Genomic DNA, 18443 nt, shown 5'->3' on the forward strand with positions numbered 1-18443 from the left:
GATTCAAGCTGATTAGAGGAGATTATTCACGCATGAATTTGTATTTCGATCAAGTTAAGATCCAGAAGCACCATTTTTTGATCATTGTTGCGGAAGATGGCCTACAATTTGTTAGTCTCACTGAGAACGGCTGGGATGAATATGACCAACTGTTTCCTAAAGCCAGCGACAAAAACACCTACACCCGTCGTCCGGCAGTTATCAAGCCTTACAAGAAGGCGTTACAAGCTTATTTTGCCGGCCGTCATCCACTCGCAAATTTACCGATCAGCGCTAACTTAGGTGGCACTGAATTACAGCAACAAGTTTGGCAGGCGCTTCAAAACATCGCTGTCGGTCAAACCACAAACTATTCGGAACTCGCTACAGAAATTGGCCAACCCAAATCATTCCGCGCCGTTGCTTCTGCAGTCGCTAAAAACCCCGTCGGAATCTTCATTCCTTGCCATCGTGTTCTCCGTAAAGACGGCGGCCTCGGTGACTTCCGCGGCGGCCTTAACTTCAAGCGTGAACTACTCTCACTCGAAAAAGGCCTGGCTTAGTTCTTGGCGCAAAAAGGCCATTAACACGGTTGCTTGATTCTCTTGTTGATTCTTAGCACCATATAGCAAGACCACATCCTGAATGGCCAGCTTGGCTTGCAACAACTTGATAAAATCGGACGTCTGCGGATTTTCTGCTAACTCCGTTAAATAACGCTGTTTAAACGTCGTAAATTTCTCAGGATCATGATTAAACCATCGGCGTAATTCCGTCGATGGCGCAATTTCTTTAGCCCACTCATCGAGTTGGGCTTTTTCTTTTGAGATGCCCCGCGGCCATAAACGGTCGATCAAAATACGATATGTTTCAGGATCAGCTTCATTCCCATAGATCCGTTCAATCTTTAAGTGCATCATGAGACTTCTTTCTACTTTTGATTTTTTTATTTTAGGAGATTTAACGATGAATTTAACTGACGATCAGGTATTAACGCCCGACTTCTTCACAGATCGTCCCACCGGCGAGATTGCTAAAGACTTGTTAGGCAAATTACTCGTGTATCATAGTCCACTTGGTCCCATGGGTGGTTATATTGTTGAAGCAGAGGCTTATCTAGGTGTTGATGATCCTGGCGCTCATGCTTTCGGCGGCCGTCACGGCAAAGCCAACGATCCCTTATATGGTGCGCCGGGGACCGTCTATATTTACGCGATCCGTGGGTTTTACGCGTTCGATGTCGTCACCCAAGCAACGAGCGAACCTCAAGGGATTTTAATTCGGGCAATTGAACCGGCGATTGGCACTGACCTAATGTTAAAAAATCGACCACGTGGCGAATTCGAGTTGACCAGCGGCCCGGGTAAGCTAATGCAAGCTTTTGACATCCACGACACGAAAATGAACTACCAGCTTTTGACTGACAGTCCACTTAAAATCTATCGTCAACCAACGAAGCAACCGGCAGAAATCGGCCGTGGCGAACGCATAGGTGTCCGCACTGCCGAGAACTGGGAAGATCAATTCAGATTCATTGTTAAGGGGAACCCCTATGTTTCAAAAAGCCGTCGACGTGACATCGACTTCGATCATTATGGTTGGCTGAATTAGTGGCTCTGATAGCCACGATTGCGATGGAAGAATGAAGGCAGCGCAATACACAACAAGACGCCCAAAAGCCCGACACCCGCAAGTAAACCACCAATTCGGATAAAGACCATCAAGGTATCCGATATGAAGGTCAACATGATACTCGAGAAACTCCGAGTCGTTTCTGCGATGTTAACGATTAAATCACTGAAACGCAGAATCGCACCGGGTAATGCCACGAGTACTCCGCCCCAAAAAATACCCCAGAATAAATAACGCCAACCATGAAGATGGCCGTGAGAACGAAATAGGATCGCAATCGTCACGATCAGCGCCAAGACACCGCTGACGATCATGGCACTTTTTGCACCAGACTGTAACGCGGCAATTAGCTTGACCGCGCGATTCGCGATAGGTTGCGCACGTTGCGTTACATAATCTTTAAAATTACTTTGAACTGATTCCGAAATAGCGGTCGCTGAAACGCCTGAAACGGCAGCAGCGCCCGCCATTTTTTCACGCACTTGCGCATTGATTTCATCTAAAATAGGCTGAACATCGATTGGATCAGTCTGGTGTTGATACACGTGATCGAGCGACGTGCTAATCACCTGCTTAACATTCGCCTTTGTCGCAATGTTGGTCAAGACAGATTGCGGCACGCCCGCTTTTTGTGCCTGCGTGTTCAACACCACATTCAATTGCGTCGTGAACTCATCATAGCCATCACTCTGTTCCAGATCGCGTTGCACGAATCGATCATCCAAAACTGTCGATTGTACCAGCCAAGTGCCCACAAAAGTTGCAAGCAGCAGGGCCAATAAAAATGTGAGGAATCGACTTCGTTTTGGTAACTTATAAGCATATAGTTCCGTTCTTGAATTCATCGATTGATCTCCTCAACTCAGAATAACTTCAGTATAGCATAGTCCACCGCCTCAAGAATATTTTTGAAACTGTTTGCATCCTTTTGAAATCAACCTTATTTTGACCGGACTGCTTAAGAATTGCCTGAGTTAAAATAACCCGCCCGTGTTGTTCGCAACCTCAAAACGTGCTATGTTTGTTAGTGATTAAATAAAAAATTGTGGAGGTTTTCTGATGTCTGAACAAAATATCGAGCGTGCTTGTACGACAATTTTGGTCGGTAAAGACGCTAGTATCGACGGCAGTACAATGATTGCACGAAACGACGATACGTTTCATGCGGTTGCTCCGCATCGTTTCTACATGCACCCTGCCGTTCACGGTGAAAAAGGTCGTATTCTGAAGTCATATCTCAATGGCTTCCAAATGGAACTCCCAGAGAATGGTTACCGCTATCCAGCCGTACCTAACGTTGATTATAAGCATCTCGGCTACTATGACGAGAGTGGTATTAACGAGAAAAATGTCGCAATGAGCTGTACAGAAAGTACTTATGGCAATGAGCGTGCCCTCGCCTTCGACCCACTTGTTAAAGATGGTCTCGATGAAGATTGCATGCAAACTGCTGTCTTACCTTATATCGACTCCGCCAAAGACGGCGTCAAATATTTAGGCTCACTGATCAAGAAATTCGGTTCACCTGCAGGCAACTCCGTGCTCTTCGGTGACAAAAATGACGTTTGGTACATGGAAATTGTGACCGGCCATCACTGGGTTGCCCAACGCATCCCTGATGATGCTTATGTCATCGCCGCAAACCAAGTCGCCATCCAACAAGTCGATTTTAGCGATACCGAAAACTTCATGTGGTCAGAAGGCATCCAAGAATTCGTCGAAGCTCACCACTTAAACACAGATCAAAGCGGTTGGAACTTCCGTCATATTTTTGGCACCTCGAACGAAAAAGACCGCCACTACAACACGCCACGTGTTTGGTACGGCCAACATATTCTTAATCCCGAGATCCAACAAGATCCTGAGAGCAGCGAATTACCATTCATTTGCCGGACTAGCCACAAGATTTCGCCTGACGACATCCAACAAATTCTTGGTTCTCACTACAACGAGACCCCATTCGATCCAATGAAAAAAGAAGACGACGCCGACAAATATCGTTATCGTCCAATCGGCTTGAACCGCACGCAGAACTCGCACATCTTGCAATTACGCAATGACGTCCCCGAAGAATTCTCTGCCGTCATGTGGTTGTGCATTGGTTATCCAACCTTCACGCCATACTTGCCATTCTACACAAACGCAACAGAAACCGATGCATCTTACAACAACACTTCAATGACTTATAACTTTGAAGATGCTTACTGGATGTACCGTTCACTTTCTGTTTTAGTTGAATCGAATTATTCGCATTTTGTTCAAGACGACCTTGATTATTTAAAAGAATGCCGTCAAGAATTGCGTGCAACAGTTGCTGCCATCGATGAAGAAGCGAAGAACTATCAAGGCCAAGCATTGACCGACTTCCTCACGAAGAAGAATCAAGAAACAGTCGCTGCCATGCGTGAAAAAGCTCATCAATTCATGGGTCAGCTTTACACGAAGGGCATCACACTGTCGAAGTTAACCTTCAACATGGATCGTAACTTGTAATCTCATTCGTTATTCGTTTTTAGTTAAAAAATAAAGTCTCATTCCGGCGTTAGGTGACTAACGACTGGAATGAGACTTTTTGTGTTGCTAGCTTTTGAAGTTGCTGTGGGGCGTCAAACCGAAGTTGCTACAGACAATGGGCATGCTTGCCTGTGGGCCGGCTGCAGCTCTTTTTGAAACGCGTTCCGCAAGGCAGCAGTCTGTGCTTAACAACAATTTCTAAACGATTCGCAAGCGAATCATTCAGAAATTATCGTTAATGCTCAACTGCTAACCGCCTTGTTCCACGCTCTACTTCAAAAAGGAGCTTTCGCCTAAAACTTGTAGCTTTTGTTGCACAAAATCTAAAGTTTTGCCCGTGTTATAAGCTCGAAACACGTTTCGAGCTTATAGCACTGTCACTGCAATCATGCTCATTGTCTTCCGCAACTTCTGATTTAGTCGGTAACTCGAGATAACTGGGTGTGATTTGCTGGCAGCCTATTTCTTTGAATATTAAATCATAATCGCATTTAAAAATCGTGATTGCTTCAAATGGCGAAATTGAGACACGACTAATTTTCAGATTCACGCCAAAAAACTTGTCATTTTCGATCGAAATGTGCAAGTATTTTGGCGTGAATTTTTGTATTAGTCGTGTGTCTAGAATGACAAATTAATAAAATCGAATTATTTTATTGCTATTCGCCGAAGTTGCTGCGGAAAACGGTCGTTCTTGCTGTGGGGCCGTCTACAGCTCTTTTAGCAAGCTAAAAGTAGCTTTCGACTAAATTGGAGCCTTCGCAAACGTGCTCCACAAGGCAACTATCTGTGCTTAACAACAACTTCTAAAAGATTCACAAGCGAATCATTCAGAAGTTATCGTTAATGCTCGATAGTTAACCGCCTTGTTCCACACTCTACGCGAAGTCTCCAATTTACCCGTTTTGTAAGTCTGCGAAAAGCGTGCAGACTTACAAAACTTTCACAGCATCACAACCATTTTCCTCCGCAACTTCTGATTTAGTCTTAAAGATTTACGAACTGGGTTAGAAATACACACTAATTTCCTGTTTGTAATTTCAAACCGCAATTCTGCCTTCACCTCTGAGTCAGGGAACGGAGTGGAAAGTTGTTGCCGTGCTGTGAAATGCAGTTGTTTGCGAAAGCTTGCTTTCTCAAACTTACTGCAGGGTCGTATTTGAGATTCTGCAGAGCAGAAGCTCAAATCGAAGGCGGAAGATTTATTCGTCGCGTGCAAAGCACCCGACGAATAAACCTGGAACCGGCCCCATAGCGAAGGCAATAACTTTCCACGCAGTGAACTGACGGGCTTAATGGTTTGACAGACATGCGAAGCACGAGCCGAATAAACCCGCAGCCAGCCCCACAGCGAAGGCAACAACTTTCCACGCAGTGGACTGATGGGCTTGAGAGCCCGGTAGACTAGCAGGTCTGACAACCTGCCAAGTCTCAGAATCAATCATGCAGCAAACTAGCAATCACCACTTATTATTCCGATACTTCTTAACATAATTCAACTGCCGTGCCGCTAAGAATAGCTTCCGCTTCAAACTCTTATCCGCGCGATAGAACAACGGATTCCCCCATCGCTTCTGCTTGATCAGCTCGCGACATTCACGATTAATTTTTGGATCAGAAACAAATTCTCTAAGAACGACTTTTGGCACGATCGTAAACAAGAACGTGCGCTCATTGTACGTGATCGGTGGATCAAGTTGATTGACACAGTCGTCGACTAAAAGTTGTGCCATATTGTGTCCTGTTTGCGTGATGTAATAACTCGAACGGCCTTGACGAATGTTGATTTCAAACAACTTGAATTTATGATCACGCTCATCATACTTGATGTCGAAATTGGCGAAGCCTGTATAGCCAATTTTTTCGAGTAGCCCCTGCATTTTTTGCATCAATGGTAAATTATACCGGCTGATGATTGCGGTATAATTGCCAATTGCCGTTGGTGTGTGTTCTTGGAGGACGACCTGCCCAAGCGCCACTAATTTCACCTTGCCCTGAGTGTTGGCATACAGGACACCATCCCACATGCTGGTATCCTCGCCAGGAATATATTCTTGAATGATGACTTCATCATCGTAATTAGCGTCATGAAGACGTTTCAGGACCGTCTCAACTTCTGCCTTTGAATTGACGCGATAGACTTTTTTCTTACCTTCGAAGTGGAGATCGTAATACTTGACCACATTGCTAGGCTTGATAATCAGCGGATATTGCGCCTGATCATCTTCGAAAGGCACATCAATCTGGCGACAATCATAGAAGAATGTCCGCGGATAATCAACGCCCAATTGATCACAGAGCTGGTAAAAATTCTTCTTGTATTGTAACTGATTCAAGATTTTCAATGACGGATAATTGAAGACGTAATATTGCTTGAGAAACGCTTCATTCTCGACGATATAACGCACATACATATCGCTAGTCCCAATCAACAATAACTTCTTACCGGGTGTCTGATATTTCTTGGCAACCTTTTCGAGAATCTTCGGAAATTCACTCGGTTGGTGGAGTTCAGGATAATAATCAATCTTGTCTGGAATCGTGCTGTATTCCGTAAAAGAAAGTGGTGCCGAGCCAATCAAAATCGGGTGAATCCCATATTTTTCATGAAAAGAAATTGCAACGTTGTAAGTATTTAAATCGGTGCCGACGATGATTGGGATAAAATTAAAATCTGCCATGATTGCCTCCAAAATATCGATAACACGGCTAATTATAAAGGATAGCAGGGTCATAATCAAACCGGTTTTTCGAATATCATCAGAAATTTAATAGTTGTAAAACTTAATTTAAGGGGTTATTTTCACGTAAACACACCATTAATTTTCATAAAAAAAGCTGTGACGCCTTCTCGCTTCACAGCCAAAATTGAAAAACATTCAATTTTTGATTTTTAGACCGATTGTACTTTACCGTCGACTAGTTCAACGACCTGATCCGCTTGTTGGCGTAATCTTTCGGAAGCGTGATGGCTCACAACGAGCATCGTGACTTTGTCGAGTGCCATCAATCGATCTTCAATATCCCGCGTCGACTCTGGATCCAAGGAAGATGTGGCTTCATCAATCAGCCAAACATGCTTCTTCTGGGCGAGCCCGCGCGCTAAAGCAACGCGTTGAACCTGGCCGCCAGATAAATCTGAGCCGTTCTCGCTGATAACCGTTTCAAGACCAGCCGATAAATTATCAATTAGCGGTGCAAGACCACTCACCTCAATCGCGGCCAACAAATCCTCGTCAGGAATCGCCGATCCCAGCGTGATATTGAAGCGAAGCGTGTCATTGAAGAGATGGGGCTTTTGATTAATATAAATAAGTTGATCGCGCAATTGCGTGGCAACAATATGGTTGTAGGCCACTGAACCATATCGTAACGTGCCTTGCGTCGGACGTATTTTCTTGGCGATAAGATCTAGTACAGTCGTCTTACCGGTACCCGAATCGCCGACCAGGATCAATTTGCGGCCCGCCGGTAATTCGAATGAACAATCATCCAGAATCAGACTTGATTCATATCTAAAATCGACGTGTTCGAATTTAATCGCGGCGGGTTGATCTGTGATATCGATTTGGTCTTGTGGTGCAATCGTCGCTTCAGGAATCAAAGCCATATATTTTTCGAAGACAGGCTTCGTCGTCTTCACTTCCATCAAGTTAGCCAACATCCCCGTTGTGCTTGAAAAAATTGTCGCCGAAAAATAGCTTGCGGCACTGATGCCCCCAATTGGTGCGAGCTTCCACAAGTACAGGAGGACCGCCTGCGCCCGCACAACCGTCTGACTCAGCAGGCTTGACAGATTAGACGCGCCCATCATTGTCCCATTGGCAGTCGCCTGTTTCACTCTAGCCTCGCGTAAAGTTGTAGACGCATGATTAACGGCGGTCGTGATTTGTTTTTGTAAATTTAACATGAGCAAATCATCGAAGCCGGATAAAAAGTCTGAAATAATTTTCGTTGCAGTTTCGGCCGTCTTCGTCGCGCTCAATGCGGCCTGATTCATCTTCTTAGTAAAAGCCTTCGGTACAAAATACATAATCACTAACAAAACAACGATGGTCGCAATCATCGAGTAATGAAAATGAACGATCGTCGCGATACTCATTGCAATCGTAATCGCCTGCAATGCCGCCATTTCTAAACAGAAGAAACCATAATCATTGATTGTTCCGATATCATTTGTCATCCAAGAAATGTAAACGGAAGGATTATGCTGATGAAAGCCTGCATAACCCGCTGCAATCAGGCGTTCCGTCATATTATCTCGAATATCCGCATCCATTTTTTGTATCGCACTGGTTAACATTCGCTCATGTAAGACAATCTGAACTGCCCATACCAGACTCGTTGCCGCGAGTATCGCAAACCAGATCAAAACGATCGATAACTGGCGCTTCACCACTGCCGTCAATATATTAGCGGCGCCGAGTCCAAATAATGTCGTGCACGTTGCGCCAACGACATCAATCAGCAGCACAATCATATTGAGCCGCCATTCTTTTTTTACATACTTCCAGATCCCCAAAAACATCTCTCCTTAAATTCCATGTTAATTAACGTTAAGTGTCGTTCATAATTCTGGGTGTCTAATGCCATTTGATTTTTCATAACTTGAATCATACACTTAACTGACGCGGAATCCAACTGTTTTCTGTGAATTCGATGAAGATTTAATTTGAGTTATTCTCACTTCAGCGAAAACCGTCGGGTACACAAAAAGACACGACAGTTTTTACCCCGTCGTGTCAGAAACAATTCTCAAAAGCATCTTAATGAGTGCTTACTCTTCAAAATAACTGATCATTCGGCTGATTTGTGCATCGGAACGAACGATAATGACCGAACAAGGGGCGTAACGAGCCATATAAGCCGCATGCGTGCCAATTGTCTTACGACGTCCCATTTTCGTCTCGGAGCCAATCACGAGCAAATCAGGCCGGAAACTAGGGATGATCTTGTCGACGATCTCATGGCTAGGGACACCTTCGCCGAGGAAGGGCTGGATATCCAGGACACCGAATTCACGAGCCTTGTCACAGTAAGTATTCAAATCCTTAGCGATCGCCGCCCGCTGCTTAGTTAGCACGTCGGGTGACAGGGACTGGAAAATATTTAAATCGCCGGTTTCCAGAATCATCGCAACGGCGAGGGGAATATTGTAAATCTTAGCGACCGTACAAGCGTAGTCAAACGCCCGTTGGGACGAAATAAAATCATCATCGTCAACGGCAATCATGATTCGTGAATAATGCATGGTGGAGACGTGATAATCTTCTAAATCTTTCATTTAGCTCACCTCATGATAAAAGAATTTCTAAAACAATATTGAATTGACCCTAACCACAGATTCACTCAGTAACCCGTCGCCAGTTCGCCGATCACACGCTCACGAACTAAATCCGAACAAAATGCTGCGTTAATGGCATTCAGATTGAACTCATGGAATTGTGCTTTAGTAATGCCGAAATGTTGTTGCCAAAGCAGATATTCCTTCGTCAACGTTGTTCGAGAAACCGTTCGATTATCCGTGTTAATGGTAATTTTAACATGGTTTGCAATCAATTCGGGCACGGGATAGTCATCAATTTTTACAATTGCCTTTGTTTGCAGATTGCTTGTTAAACACATCTCCAAGACACCGCCTGCTTGCGCCACCTCTGACTGCAATACAGGATGCCCACCAAGCGCAACGCCATGGCCAAAACGACGAATACCTAAAGCCAGCGCGGCCATCACGTTATGCACGCAATGACTCTCACCCACATGCAAAGTCATAGGAATATTTAACTGTTGTGCAACCTTGATGGCAGGCTCAATGACGCCAGTAGGGAAATTCGCCTCGTCACCTGCAAAGTCACCGCCAACCAGCCCATCACCAAGAAATGGACGAGCTGCATGAAACATGGCTTGGTTGCGAGCATTTGGAAATTGACGCATCGCGCAAACTAACAATCCAGATTCAACCTGAAAATCCGCTCGACCACGGTGTAGGCCCTTGATCACGGCTGCAATGGCCGCCTCGACGCTCAACCCTTTTTCCGTTGAAAAGTCTGGGGCGAAGCGGACTTCGATGTACTTCACGTTTTCCTGTGCACATTGTTCAATCACATCATACGCGGCCAGCTCAAGCGCTGCCTCAGTTTGTAATAGTGGCATCACAACATCGAAGCGTTTCAGATAGGACAGTAAATCTTTCGTGTTATCAGGAACGCTGACCAGTTTTTCCAAGTCGGCATCCGTTGTTGGCAAGTCGACCTGCGCCATCCTTGCGAGTCGTCGGATCACTTTTAAAGATAGCGAGCCGTCTAAGTGACAATGTAATTCAACTTTAGGGAGTGCTCGTAATTCTTCAACAGATAGCATAATCCACCTCAATCTCCTAATACACTCAAGATAGCGTTTTTTTGAGAAAAATTCAACCAAAAGCAAATAAAATCATCCGGATAGTCATTTATTCATCGAAATGAAACCGTTTCGATTCGCACTCTTTTCATAAGTTTGATAGAATACAAATAGGTATCTACACTTTAGGAGGCTACATCATGAGAATGATTGATTTAATCGCTAAGAAACGCGACCATCAAGAATTATCTAACGCCGAAATCGAGTTTATTATTACGGAATATACGGCTGGAAATGTGCCTGATTATCAAATGAGCGCCTTGTTGATGGCCATTTATTTAAATGGCATGAATCACGATGAGACTTCCTCACTCGCCCGCGCCATGCTTAACTCGGGTGAAAAATTAGACCTTTCGATGATTCCCGGCACTAAAGTCGACAAACATTCGACTGGGGGCGTCGGTGATAAAATAAGTATTCCGCTCGCGCCCTTAGTCGCAAGCGCTGGGGTTAAGAATCCGATGATTTCTGGCCGCGGCTTAGGTCATACAGGTGGCACACTAGATAAACTTGAAGCCATTCCTGGCTATCAAGTCGATGAAACAGTCGACCAGTTTATTCAACAGGTCCAAGAACATGGGACTGCAATTATTAGTGCGACGAAAGACGTGGCACCAGCAGATCGGAAAATCTACGCGTTACGCGATGTGACGTCGACAGTTGAAGCCATTCCTCTGATTGCCAGCTCAGTCATGAGTAAGAAGCTCGCCTCTGGCACCAACGCCTTAGTCCTCGATGTTAAAGTCGGCAACGGTGCTTTTATGAAGACTGAGGAACGTGCACGGAAGCTAGCTGAAACCCTCGTTGAGATTGGTCGTCAGAATCAAGTTCCTTGTGTGGCTTACTTGACCGACATGAATCAACCTTTGGGATACACGATCGGTAATGCATTGGAAATCAAAGAATCGATCGATGTCTTGCGCGGACAAGGTCCAGAAGACGTCACCGAGCTAACGCTGATCCTTGGTGCAGAAATGCTGGTGCTTGCCAAACTTGCAGAAAACACGGAAGATGCCCGACAAATTTTGATTGGTAAAATCAACGATGGCAGTGCACTGGCGGCCTTCAAGCAACTGATCAGCGATCAAAACGGCGATGCAAGCATCGTTGATCATCCAGAAAAATTACCACAGGCCGCAATGACCCTCGATATTACCGCCAAACAAGCCGGCTACGTTATCGGCATGCAAACCAATGATTTGGGGCTTGCTTCCGTCAAGATTGGTGGTGGCCGCGCGAAGAAAGAGGATAAAGTCGATCCAGCTGTCGGTATTGTTTTGCATAAGAAAATCGGCGATACGGTCGAAGTTGGTGAATCATTAGCCACACTCTACCTAAATTCGGAGGCACCTCAAGAAGTTCAAGATCAAGTCTTGAATAGCTTCGAGATTGGCACTGATCGACCAGATCCGTTACAGTTGATCCACGAAATCATTCACTAATCAGGTGACGACAATGAGTAGATCAGCCCACTGGCCACCCCTATTTCGCCGATTCAATTCACATCAGTCGCGACAACAACTTTTCAATGAAACCCGGCATGCGCCAGGGACCTACACGACAACACTCGTCAATGATTTTGGCAAAAAGGTAAAGTATACGCTAATTGTGACAGCCGATGATCAACAGATCTTTTTACCTCAACAAAAAGCAGACGGTTTAGCTGGTCCCATCTATTTCCGTAGTTACTCAAAATTCTTCAAGCGTTATAACGCCATGACCGAATTACCACTCGGCGCCCGTCAATTCGTGAAGCAGTATCTGCAAGAGTTTGCGGTTAAGCTGAATCACAAGTTGACTCCTGAATCACTAACGATGGGCATCGTCACCGATACGCATGACAAGGCCAACGCCAATTATACGTACTATGGTGTCAATGGTCTCCAACACGTCCAAGAACTTAATTTACTTGACGAGACCGGCATCTTAGACATCAAGGGACATCTTGGCGACGCGATTGACGGTTCAGATCAGCCGGCAATTAGCCAGGCACGACTGGGAAAGATCGTCGCTACATTAAATGAGAGCAAAACGCCGTTCTTCATGGTCGAAGGCAATCATGATGCGAACGATAAATATGACGAGAAGTTCTTCCACGACCGCCCGAGTTTTACCGCGAAGACATATGGTAATCTTGTCTACAAAAAATTATTTGCTCAGCCACAGATTCACGTGGTGGATTGGCAAAGTGGCCTCGGATATTTCGACAAAGGCCAGGTACGTGTGATCTTCCTAAATACCAGTGATGTGCCCTTCTTACTAAATGCAGATGGCACCAAAAAATACGACGTTAAGCTAACACTAGCCATTCGTCAACAACAAATTGAGGCACTCGTTGCACTGTTACAATCCAGTAGCAATCGGCGTATCGTCATCTGCGGCCATGCCAATTTGATTGACGCCAAGGGGGATGACGCATTACAGTACAATGGACACGCCGTTCATGAACTCTTAGTCGCATTTAACCATCGACTCAAAGGACGCCTACAACCCCAAGTCACGAATCCCGATTTTACCGTCAACGTTGAATTCGATTTTAGTCAGCAACAGGGTGGACAAGTCTGGGCGTATATTTGTGGCCACCGCCACCTCGAAGCCGAGTACAAACATCAAGGCATCAAGTATATCCTACTGAATTGCAGCGCGCTAATGGGACCAGACCACCAGCTCACCACCCATTTCAATCAAAACTGGCAAAGAAAACAAGGCACAATGACAGAATTTGCAGGCTACGTCATCGACATCGATGCCAAAACAAGAAAAATAAACGTCTACGGATACGGAGCAGCAACACCAGAAAGAAAGTTTAATTTTTAAGAGCGTGGACTCAAGCGGGTAGCTTCTGAGCATTAGCCTAGGTGAACGTAAGAGCTGCGTAGCAGAGCGTCGTTCAGCGTAGCTAAGCGCAGGAAGTTGCTTGAGGTAACGCGTTTAGAGCGTGAAACAAGGCGTTTTGTCATTGAGCATTAACGATAAATCCGCAATGATTCGGCTAGAATCATTGCGGATTTGTTGTTAAGCGGAAATGACTACCTTGTGTAACGCGTTTTAGAGCGTGGACTCAAGGTATTTAGAATTTGATTTCATAACAGAAATCCAATTTTTTATAATAATCCTGTTCAATAAAGTCCGTTGGCTTAACCATGCCATCCGCTTTTTTAAAGTAGGCGAGGCCTGTGCTCGCTAAAGTCTGGTAGACAAATTGCGAACAGAACATGATATTGGGTCGCAACGAATGTTTCAAAACCAGCCCGATAATATTGTAGGCACTGCCAACCTCGTTGATGTGGCGGATGTGTTCAAGAATCGCCTGCTTCTGTACCGACGTGGCACTCAGCCGATAAACGAGTAGTGAGGCGTCATCAGCTTGGTGAAAAGCCTCGATCATCTCCGAATTCAACCCCGGAGGATAAACGTTATTGCCACCGTTATAGCTGATTGCAGTTTGCAGTCCTTCATCGAAGCTCAAAGAAGTATGGTTGTACTGTTTTTTTGTAAATAATGAAATAATATCGCTGGCATTACTGCCGGTGTGAGAAATAACGAGATACATATAAGGGTCGGTCAGTGTCGCTTTCGCTCGCTCAAAATAAGACTCAGTCAGCGTGCCATCGTTAATATAGTGTACAGAGCTATGACGATGTAGATCGGCAATCACCGCTTTGATACCGTCCAACGCCAAAGTTCGTCGCAGCTTACCAACGCCTTGTAAATTTTGCCTGATTGACTCACCGTTTTCTTTCAATTCAGCAAAACTTAACGTGGCCATCTCGCGAAATGTCGGCAAATAAGCCTCTGTGTTGTTATGGTCAAACATTGAGCGTTCTAAAATAAAGGGTAATAAAATTAGGCCCGTTGAAAAAATTCGACTAATAATTGCTGTACCTACGAATAAATGGTTACCGAAAGATGCCACCACGCAAAACGAAATTTGAAAAATAACGAGTAACAAATACGCTAACGTCATCATACTTTTTAATTGCCGCGGGAAATCCTTGATCCAAGTGACAACAATCAAAATAAGCGCCATTTCCAAATACAGCATGACAAAGATTGGAAGGGTTGCAAACGAAGCCACACCAATTAAAACCGCCCAAATGACCACATTTAACAATTTCCGCTCTGAAATCAAATCGTTCATACGTCTTCTCCGTTCGTGTCGCTTCAATATTGTGTCTGATTATACCCCACTTGAGCCTAGGTTAGAATAGGCACAAAGTCCGAGTATAAAAAAGAAGCTGACTTACTGCACAGCTTCGATTAAATTATCAGTAAAAAAATGAGATCAACATCATTCCTATTATTTCGACATCAAGGTCTCAATCAACGTCTTGATCATCGGAATCACAAATGCAAAGAATAACAGTGCGGCCAACAACCACGATAATAGAGTGAAGGCGTTGATCTTAAGGTTGATATTACTGAAGACAACGTCCCATTTACTGCGACGATGCACGTTTGCTGTAACGTCGATATGACGCATCCCGGGAATTTCTAGCAGACTTTTTTGAACAGCCATGCGTTTTGCTCTGTCAAATTTTCGGTGAACGCATGGCCATCACCAGTCATAAATTTTATTTATTAAATATGCGGTGATGTTGCCTCTAATTCGACTGAGAAATCTGGTCTTGATATAATTAAATCAAACACAAATTCAAATTTTATTGAGGTCGCCTATGAATCGTAGAAATTTATTGATTATTTCCGCCATATTTCTATTGACGACAAGTGGCCTAGTTACCTTACTGGATAGCCGCGGACACCACGCCACAAAATCCGCGCACAACCAGCAATCCCACTCTGTCAAATCAACACTTCCTAAAGGTTTAGGCTGGCAAGTCTTCAATCATCCCGACGTGTTCAATCTGAACAACTTAGATCCAGAGTCCTAAGCTTTTTCATACAAAAACGGCCTTGCAAAATGATTCTGCAAGACCGTTTTTTAATAGGTAGTGATTAATCCTATCCGTTATAACGCGACGACCGATGATTAGCATCATGTCACTATTTTTGAGCATGCGCAACTTTCAAATCCTGCGACTCAATCTGGCCTAACTCAACCACGTCTCGCGCAATCATCAATTCTTCATCTGTTGGGACGACTAAAACTTTAACTTTTGAAGTCGGTGTACTAATTAGTTGTTCTACACCACGAGTTTTCGCATTAATTTCTTCGTCAATTTCGACACCTAAATAGCCCAATGATTGACAAATTCGCAATCGAATTTCTGACTCGTTCTCACCGATGCCCGCGGTGAATACCAGGGTATCCAATCCGTTTAACTGTGCCACATAGGCGCCGATATATTGAACAATTCGATCGACAAAAATTTCGACCGCAATTTTGGCACGATGATTTGTCGCTTCTTTGGCTAATAGATCGCGCATGTCTGACGAGACACCTGATAAACCAAGTAACCCAGACTTCGTATTCAAAACATCGATCATTTGCTCAGTCGTCAAATTCAGTTTTTCTTGGAGATGTGCAACGAGCGATGCATCGATATCTCCCGCTCGTGTGCCCATTGTAACCCCTGCGAGCGGTGTAAATCCCATACTAGTATTATATGATTGACCATCTTTGATTGCGTCTAGAGAGACGCCATTTCCCAAATGAGCGACAACCATTTTTAAATCCTGCAAGGGTTGCTGCACTAATTCAGCCGCACGCTGCGAAACATAACGATAACTCGTTCCGTGCGCACCATATTTTCGCGCGCCATATTGCTGATAATAATCATACGGGATGCTATATAAATAATTGACTTCCGATAACGTCTGGTGGAACGACGTATCAAAAACAGCAACCTCTGGAACGCCGGGTAAAGCCGCCATAAATGCACGAATACCTTCCGCTTCCGCTGGATTGTGTAGCGGCGCATATTCGGCCAACGATTCAATTTGTTCTAAGACATGCTCGTCGATCAGTGTTGATTGATGGAAGATTTCACCACCAGCCACCACACGATGACCAACGCCACCAATTTCTGAAAAATCGTTAATAATTTTTTGTTCAGTTAAAGTTTTAAGCAGCATTTGCACAGCTTCATGGTGCGAAGGCACTGGCATTTCTCGTACAACTTTAAAACCGTTACCTACAACTTTGATTGTGCCAATTGCTTGGCCAATTCGCTCAGCCGCAACCTTCGCAATAACTTTCTCAGTTGGCATTTCGATTAAACGCCATTTTAGTGAAGAACTCCCGGCGTTGATTGCAAGTATTTTAGACATGTCAACAGCTCCTTGATGAGTGATAGTTTATAATCAAAAAATTATTGTTAATGTACTCATATTTCTTATAGCAAGTATTATCATACTGAAAAATAAATCAAAAAGCAATTATGTCGTAGCCTATGATACCGCTATTTTTTTAAGTGAACGGATACATTTATAGTGAATGACACCAATACAATTATCGAAAGCACTATTAATTAGTTGTTGCATCACATCGCGATCAGCTTTAACAGTTATAGTCAACAAAAAAATCGATTTTGCATTTCTGCAAATCGATTTGATAATATTCTTTAAGTTGTCATCAAATCCAACACGTTTAAAATACCTGAACAATTTTGGGAATGAACCATGTTAGCCATCCTCCAATTCCAAAAATCAGCCACCAGTAACGAGCTAAAAATTCCCAACCATTCATTTGGTGTTTCTGAGTGACTATATCTTGTTGACTAGTCGACTCTGAGTATGAAGCGTCGGGTTTTCTGTTTAAGACGAGCTCATCGAGCCCCACTCCTAAGAAATCTGCTAATTCAACTAAATTCGCAACATCTGGAGTTGCCTCCCCGCTCTCCCATCGAGAAACCGCCTGACGAGAAATAAATAATTTTTCCGCAACGTTATCTTGAGATAATCCTTTTTGCTTGCGTAACTGCTTCAATTGTTCTGCAAAGTGAATTGTAGACATTCTATCTCATCCTCTCTAAGGCGTTCTGCTTCGCTTGTCTCTACCCTAATTATCGCTACTTGCGGTGGGATAAGCTAGCACAAGCTGCTGACATTTCCGCAATAATCTTTGGAATTCACCGCAACTTGTAGTTGCAACATTGATACATCAGGGCTCGATTCACTTATCTTTTCTATCAATCGTTTAGTTAGTGAGACTGTTTTAGTTTAAAGAATTGGGGCTTAAAAGTTTCAGGCGTGACGGTCATCACTGTGGAATCATATCGTTGACCAGATATCGTATAGTCGTTTGCTAGTACCGCGGTCGGCTTGAATCCAAGCTTTTCATAGACATGGCGTGCTCGTGGGTTAAAACTTGCAACATCCAGTGTGATCATCTTCGATGTTAAACGATTAAACGCCGCATCGATCATCAAGGACAACGCGACACTGCCGATACCCAAATTCGTATGACTATCAGCGATTAAAATACGAATGTTGCAAGATTCAGCTTTAGCTTCATAATTATTTAAAACAACTTCACCTACCAGGACGTTCGAATAGACGATTGCGAGATCCATACGATCATTTTGTTGATTACGAGTCTGATACCATGCAATTGTCTTTTCACGCTCATCAGCGGGCATCACGACCTTTTCATGTGTAAACTCGTCGACACTACTCGTCAAATTATTGACACCAGGCAATGATAAGATATCAAGCATTGTGGAGATATCCTCGGATTGAAAAGGCCATAACACCACACGACCAGTTTTTTCAGTTAAGGTCGGTTTATTCATAAAGTTGATCATTATCATCCACCATTCTTGAATTGTTCTCGCAGCTGAAAAGTATCGAGACGTGTTCTAAACATGGATATATCCCCTATTTTAGAAAACGCCATTTCTATAAAAAACAAGTCTACGCAAAAACAGACAAGCCACTTAACTGACTTGTCTGTTTCCATTATAGCGTGGCAGCGCCCTACCCTCGCAGGCAGTCTCCCACCAACTACTCTCGGCGCT

At 44.1% G+C, this 18443-nt stretch carries 17 protein-coding genes; 6 read left to right on the top strand and 11 right to left on the bottom strand.

The genetic code is table 11. The features are described from left to right. Nucleotides 1-32: 32 nt before the first annotated feature. The gene (locus tag FC15_RS07875; protein ID WP_057825576.1) at nt 33-542 is read left to right on the top strand and encodes a methylated-DNA--[protein]-cysteine S-methyltransferase; all 510 of its coding nucleotides are present in this window, start codon (nt 33-35) and stop codon (nt 540-542) included. Here FC15_RS07875 and FC15_RS07880 read toward each other — a convergent pair. Continuing rightward, entirely contained in the window at nt 519-896 is a 378-nt protein-coding gene (locus FC15_RS07880) for a DUF488 domain-containing protein (RefSeq protein ID WP_057825579.1), read from the bottom strand. The two genes, FC15_RS07875 and FC15_RS07880, sit on opposite strands and share 24 nt — an antisense overlap. 49 nt (nt 897-945) lie before the next feature. Here FC15_RS07880 and FC15_RS07885 point away from each other — a divergent pair, with 49 nt between their 5' ends. Next, nucleotides 946-1590, top strand: coding sequence for a DNA-3-methyladenine glycosylase (locus FC15_RS07885; protein ID WP_057825582.1), 645 nt, complete (start codon nt 946-948; stop codon nt 1588-1590). On the opposite strand, the gene FC15_RS07890 is transcribed toward FC15_RS07885, so the two are convergent. After that, nucleotides 1587-2456 (bottom strand): hypothetical protein, encoded by an 870-nt coding sequence (locus FC15_RS07890; RefSeq protein WP_057825584.1) that lies wholly within the window; start codon nt 2454-2456, stop codon nt 1587-1589. The genes FC15_RS07885 and FC15_RS07890 overlap by 4 nt on opposite strands. Nucleotides 2457-2670: 214 nt before the next feature. Here FC15_RS07890 and FC15_RS07895 point away from each other — a divergent pair, with 214 nt between their 5' ends. Beyond that, nucleotides 2671-4104, top strand: a complete 1434-nt coding sequence (locus tag FC15_RS07895; protein WP_057825586.1) for a C69 family dipeptidase — start codon at nt 2671-2673, stop codon at nt 4102-4104. A gap of 1481 nt (nt 4105-5585) precedes the next feature. On the opposite strand, the gene FC15_RS07900 is transcribed toward FC15_RS07895, so the two are convergent. From FC15_RS07900 to add, 4 genes are all read right to left on the bottom strand, one after another. Continuing rightward, a complete protein-coding gene (locus FC15_RS07900) occupies nt 5586-6806 on the bottom strand; it encodes a carboxylate--amine ligase (protein WP_057825588.1) in 1221 nt (406 codons plus the stop codon). Between the two features lie 212 nt (nt 6807-7018). Then, a complete protein-coding gene (locus FC15_RS07905) occupies nt 7019-8647 on the bottom strand; it encodes an ABC transporter ATP-binding protein (protein WP_057825591.1) in 1629 nt (542 codons plus the stop codon). A gap of 255 nt (nt 8648-8902) precedes the next feature. Then, nucleotides 8903-9409 (bottom strand): universal stress protein, encoded by a 507-nt coding sequence (locus tag FC15_RS07910; RefSeq protein ID WP_057825593.1) that lies wholly within the window; start codon nt 9407-9409, stop codon nt 8903-8905. Nucleotides 9410-9474: 65 nt separating this feature from the next. Then, nucleotides 9475-10485: an adenosine deaminase gene (gene add, locus FC15_RS07915; protein WP_057825595.1), complete on the bottom strand. Its 1011-nt coding sequence runs from the start codon at nt 10483-10485 to the stop codon at nt 9475-9477. Nucleotides 10486-10664: 179 nt separating this feature from the next. On the opposite strand from add, the gene FC15_RS07920 reads away from it, so the two are divergent. Both FC15_RS07920 and FC15_RS07925 read left to right on the top strand, forming a co-directional pair. Beyond that, nucleotides 10665-11966, top strand: coding sequence for a pyrimidine-nucleoside phosphorylase (locus tag FC15_RS07920; protein ID WP_057825596.1), 1302 nt, complete (start codon nt 10665-10667; stop codon nt 11964-11966). 13 nt (nt 11967-11979) lie between these two features. Then, complete coding sequence (locus FC15_RS07925; RefSeq protein WP_057825599.1) at nt 11980-13341, top strand: metallophosphoesterase family protein; 1362 nt, start codon at nt 11980-11982, stop codon at nt 13339-13341. A gap of 253 nt (nt 13342-13594) precedes the next feature. Here the strand turns inward: FC15_RS07925 and FC15_RS07930 are convergent, their stop codons facing one another. Together FC15_RS07930 and FC15_RS07935 are read right to left on the bottom strand one after the other, a co-directional pair. Further along, on the bottom strand, nt 13595-14665 hold the full coding sequence (locus FC15_RS07930) for a hypothetical protein (protein WP_057825600.1): 1071 nt from the start codon (nt 14663-14665) through the stop codon (nt 13595-13597). Between the two features lie 159 nt (nt 14666-14824). After that, nucleotides 14825-15043 carry a hypothetical protein gene (locus FC15_RS07935; RefSeq protein ID WP_057825602.1) on the bottom strand — a complete coding sequence of 73 codons (219 nt, stop codon included), beginning with the start codon at nt 15041-15043 and terminating at the stop codon, nt 14825-14827. A gap of 157 nt (nt 15044-15200) precedes the next feature. On the opposite strand from FC15_RS07935, the gene FC15_RS09190 reads away from it, so the two are divergent. After that, nucleotides 15201-15416, top strand: a complete 216-nt coding sequence (locus FC15_RS09190) for a hypothetical protein (RefSeq protein ID WP_146979152.1) — start codon at nt 15201-15203, stop codon at nt 15414-15416. A gap of 112 nt (nt 15417-15528) precedes the next feature. Here the strand turns inward: FC15_RS09190 and FC15_RS07940 are convergent, their stop codons facing one another. From FC15_RS07940 to FC15_RS07955, 3 genes are all read right to left on the bottom strand, one after another. Continuing rightward, the gene (locus FC15_RS07940) at nt 15529-16755 is read right to left on the bottom strand and encodes an acetate/propionate family kinase (protein WP_057825604.1); all 1227 of its coding nucleotides are present in this window, start codon (nt 16753-16755) and stop codon (nt 15529-15531) included. A gap of 319 nt (nt 16756-17074) precedes the next feature. Further along, nucleotides 17075-17440: a helix-turn-helix domain-containing protein gene (locus FC15_RS07950; protein WP_057825608.1), complete on the bottom strand. Its 366-nt coding sequence runs from the start codon at nt 17438-17440 to the stop codon at nt 17075-17077. Between the two features lie 187 nt (nt 17441-17627). Then, nucleotides 17628-18230 (bottom strand): GNAT family N-acetyltransferase, encoded by a 603-nt coding sequence (locus FC15_RS07955; protein WP_057825611.1) that lies wholly within the window; start codon nt 18228-18230, stop codon nt 17628-17630. Nucleotides 18231-18443 lie beyond the last annotated feature (213 nt).

Source organism: Lapidilactobacillus concavus DSM 17758 (genome assembly GCF_001435835.1).
GTDB lineage: Bacteria > Bacillota > Bacilli > Lactobacillales > Lactobacillaceae > Lapidilactobacillus > Lapidilactobacillus concavus.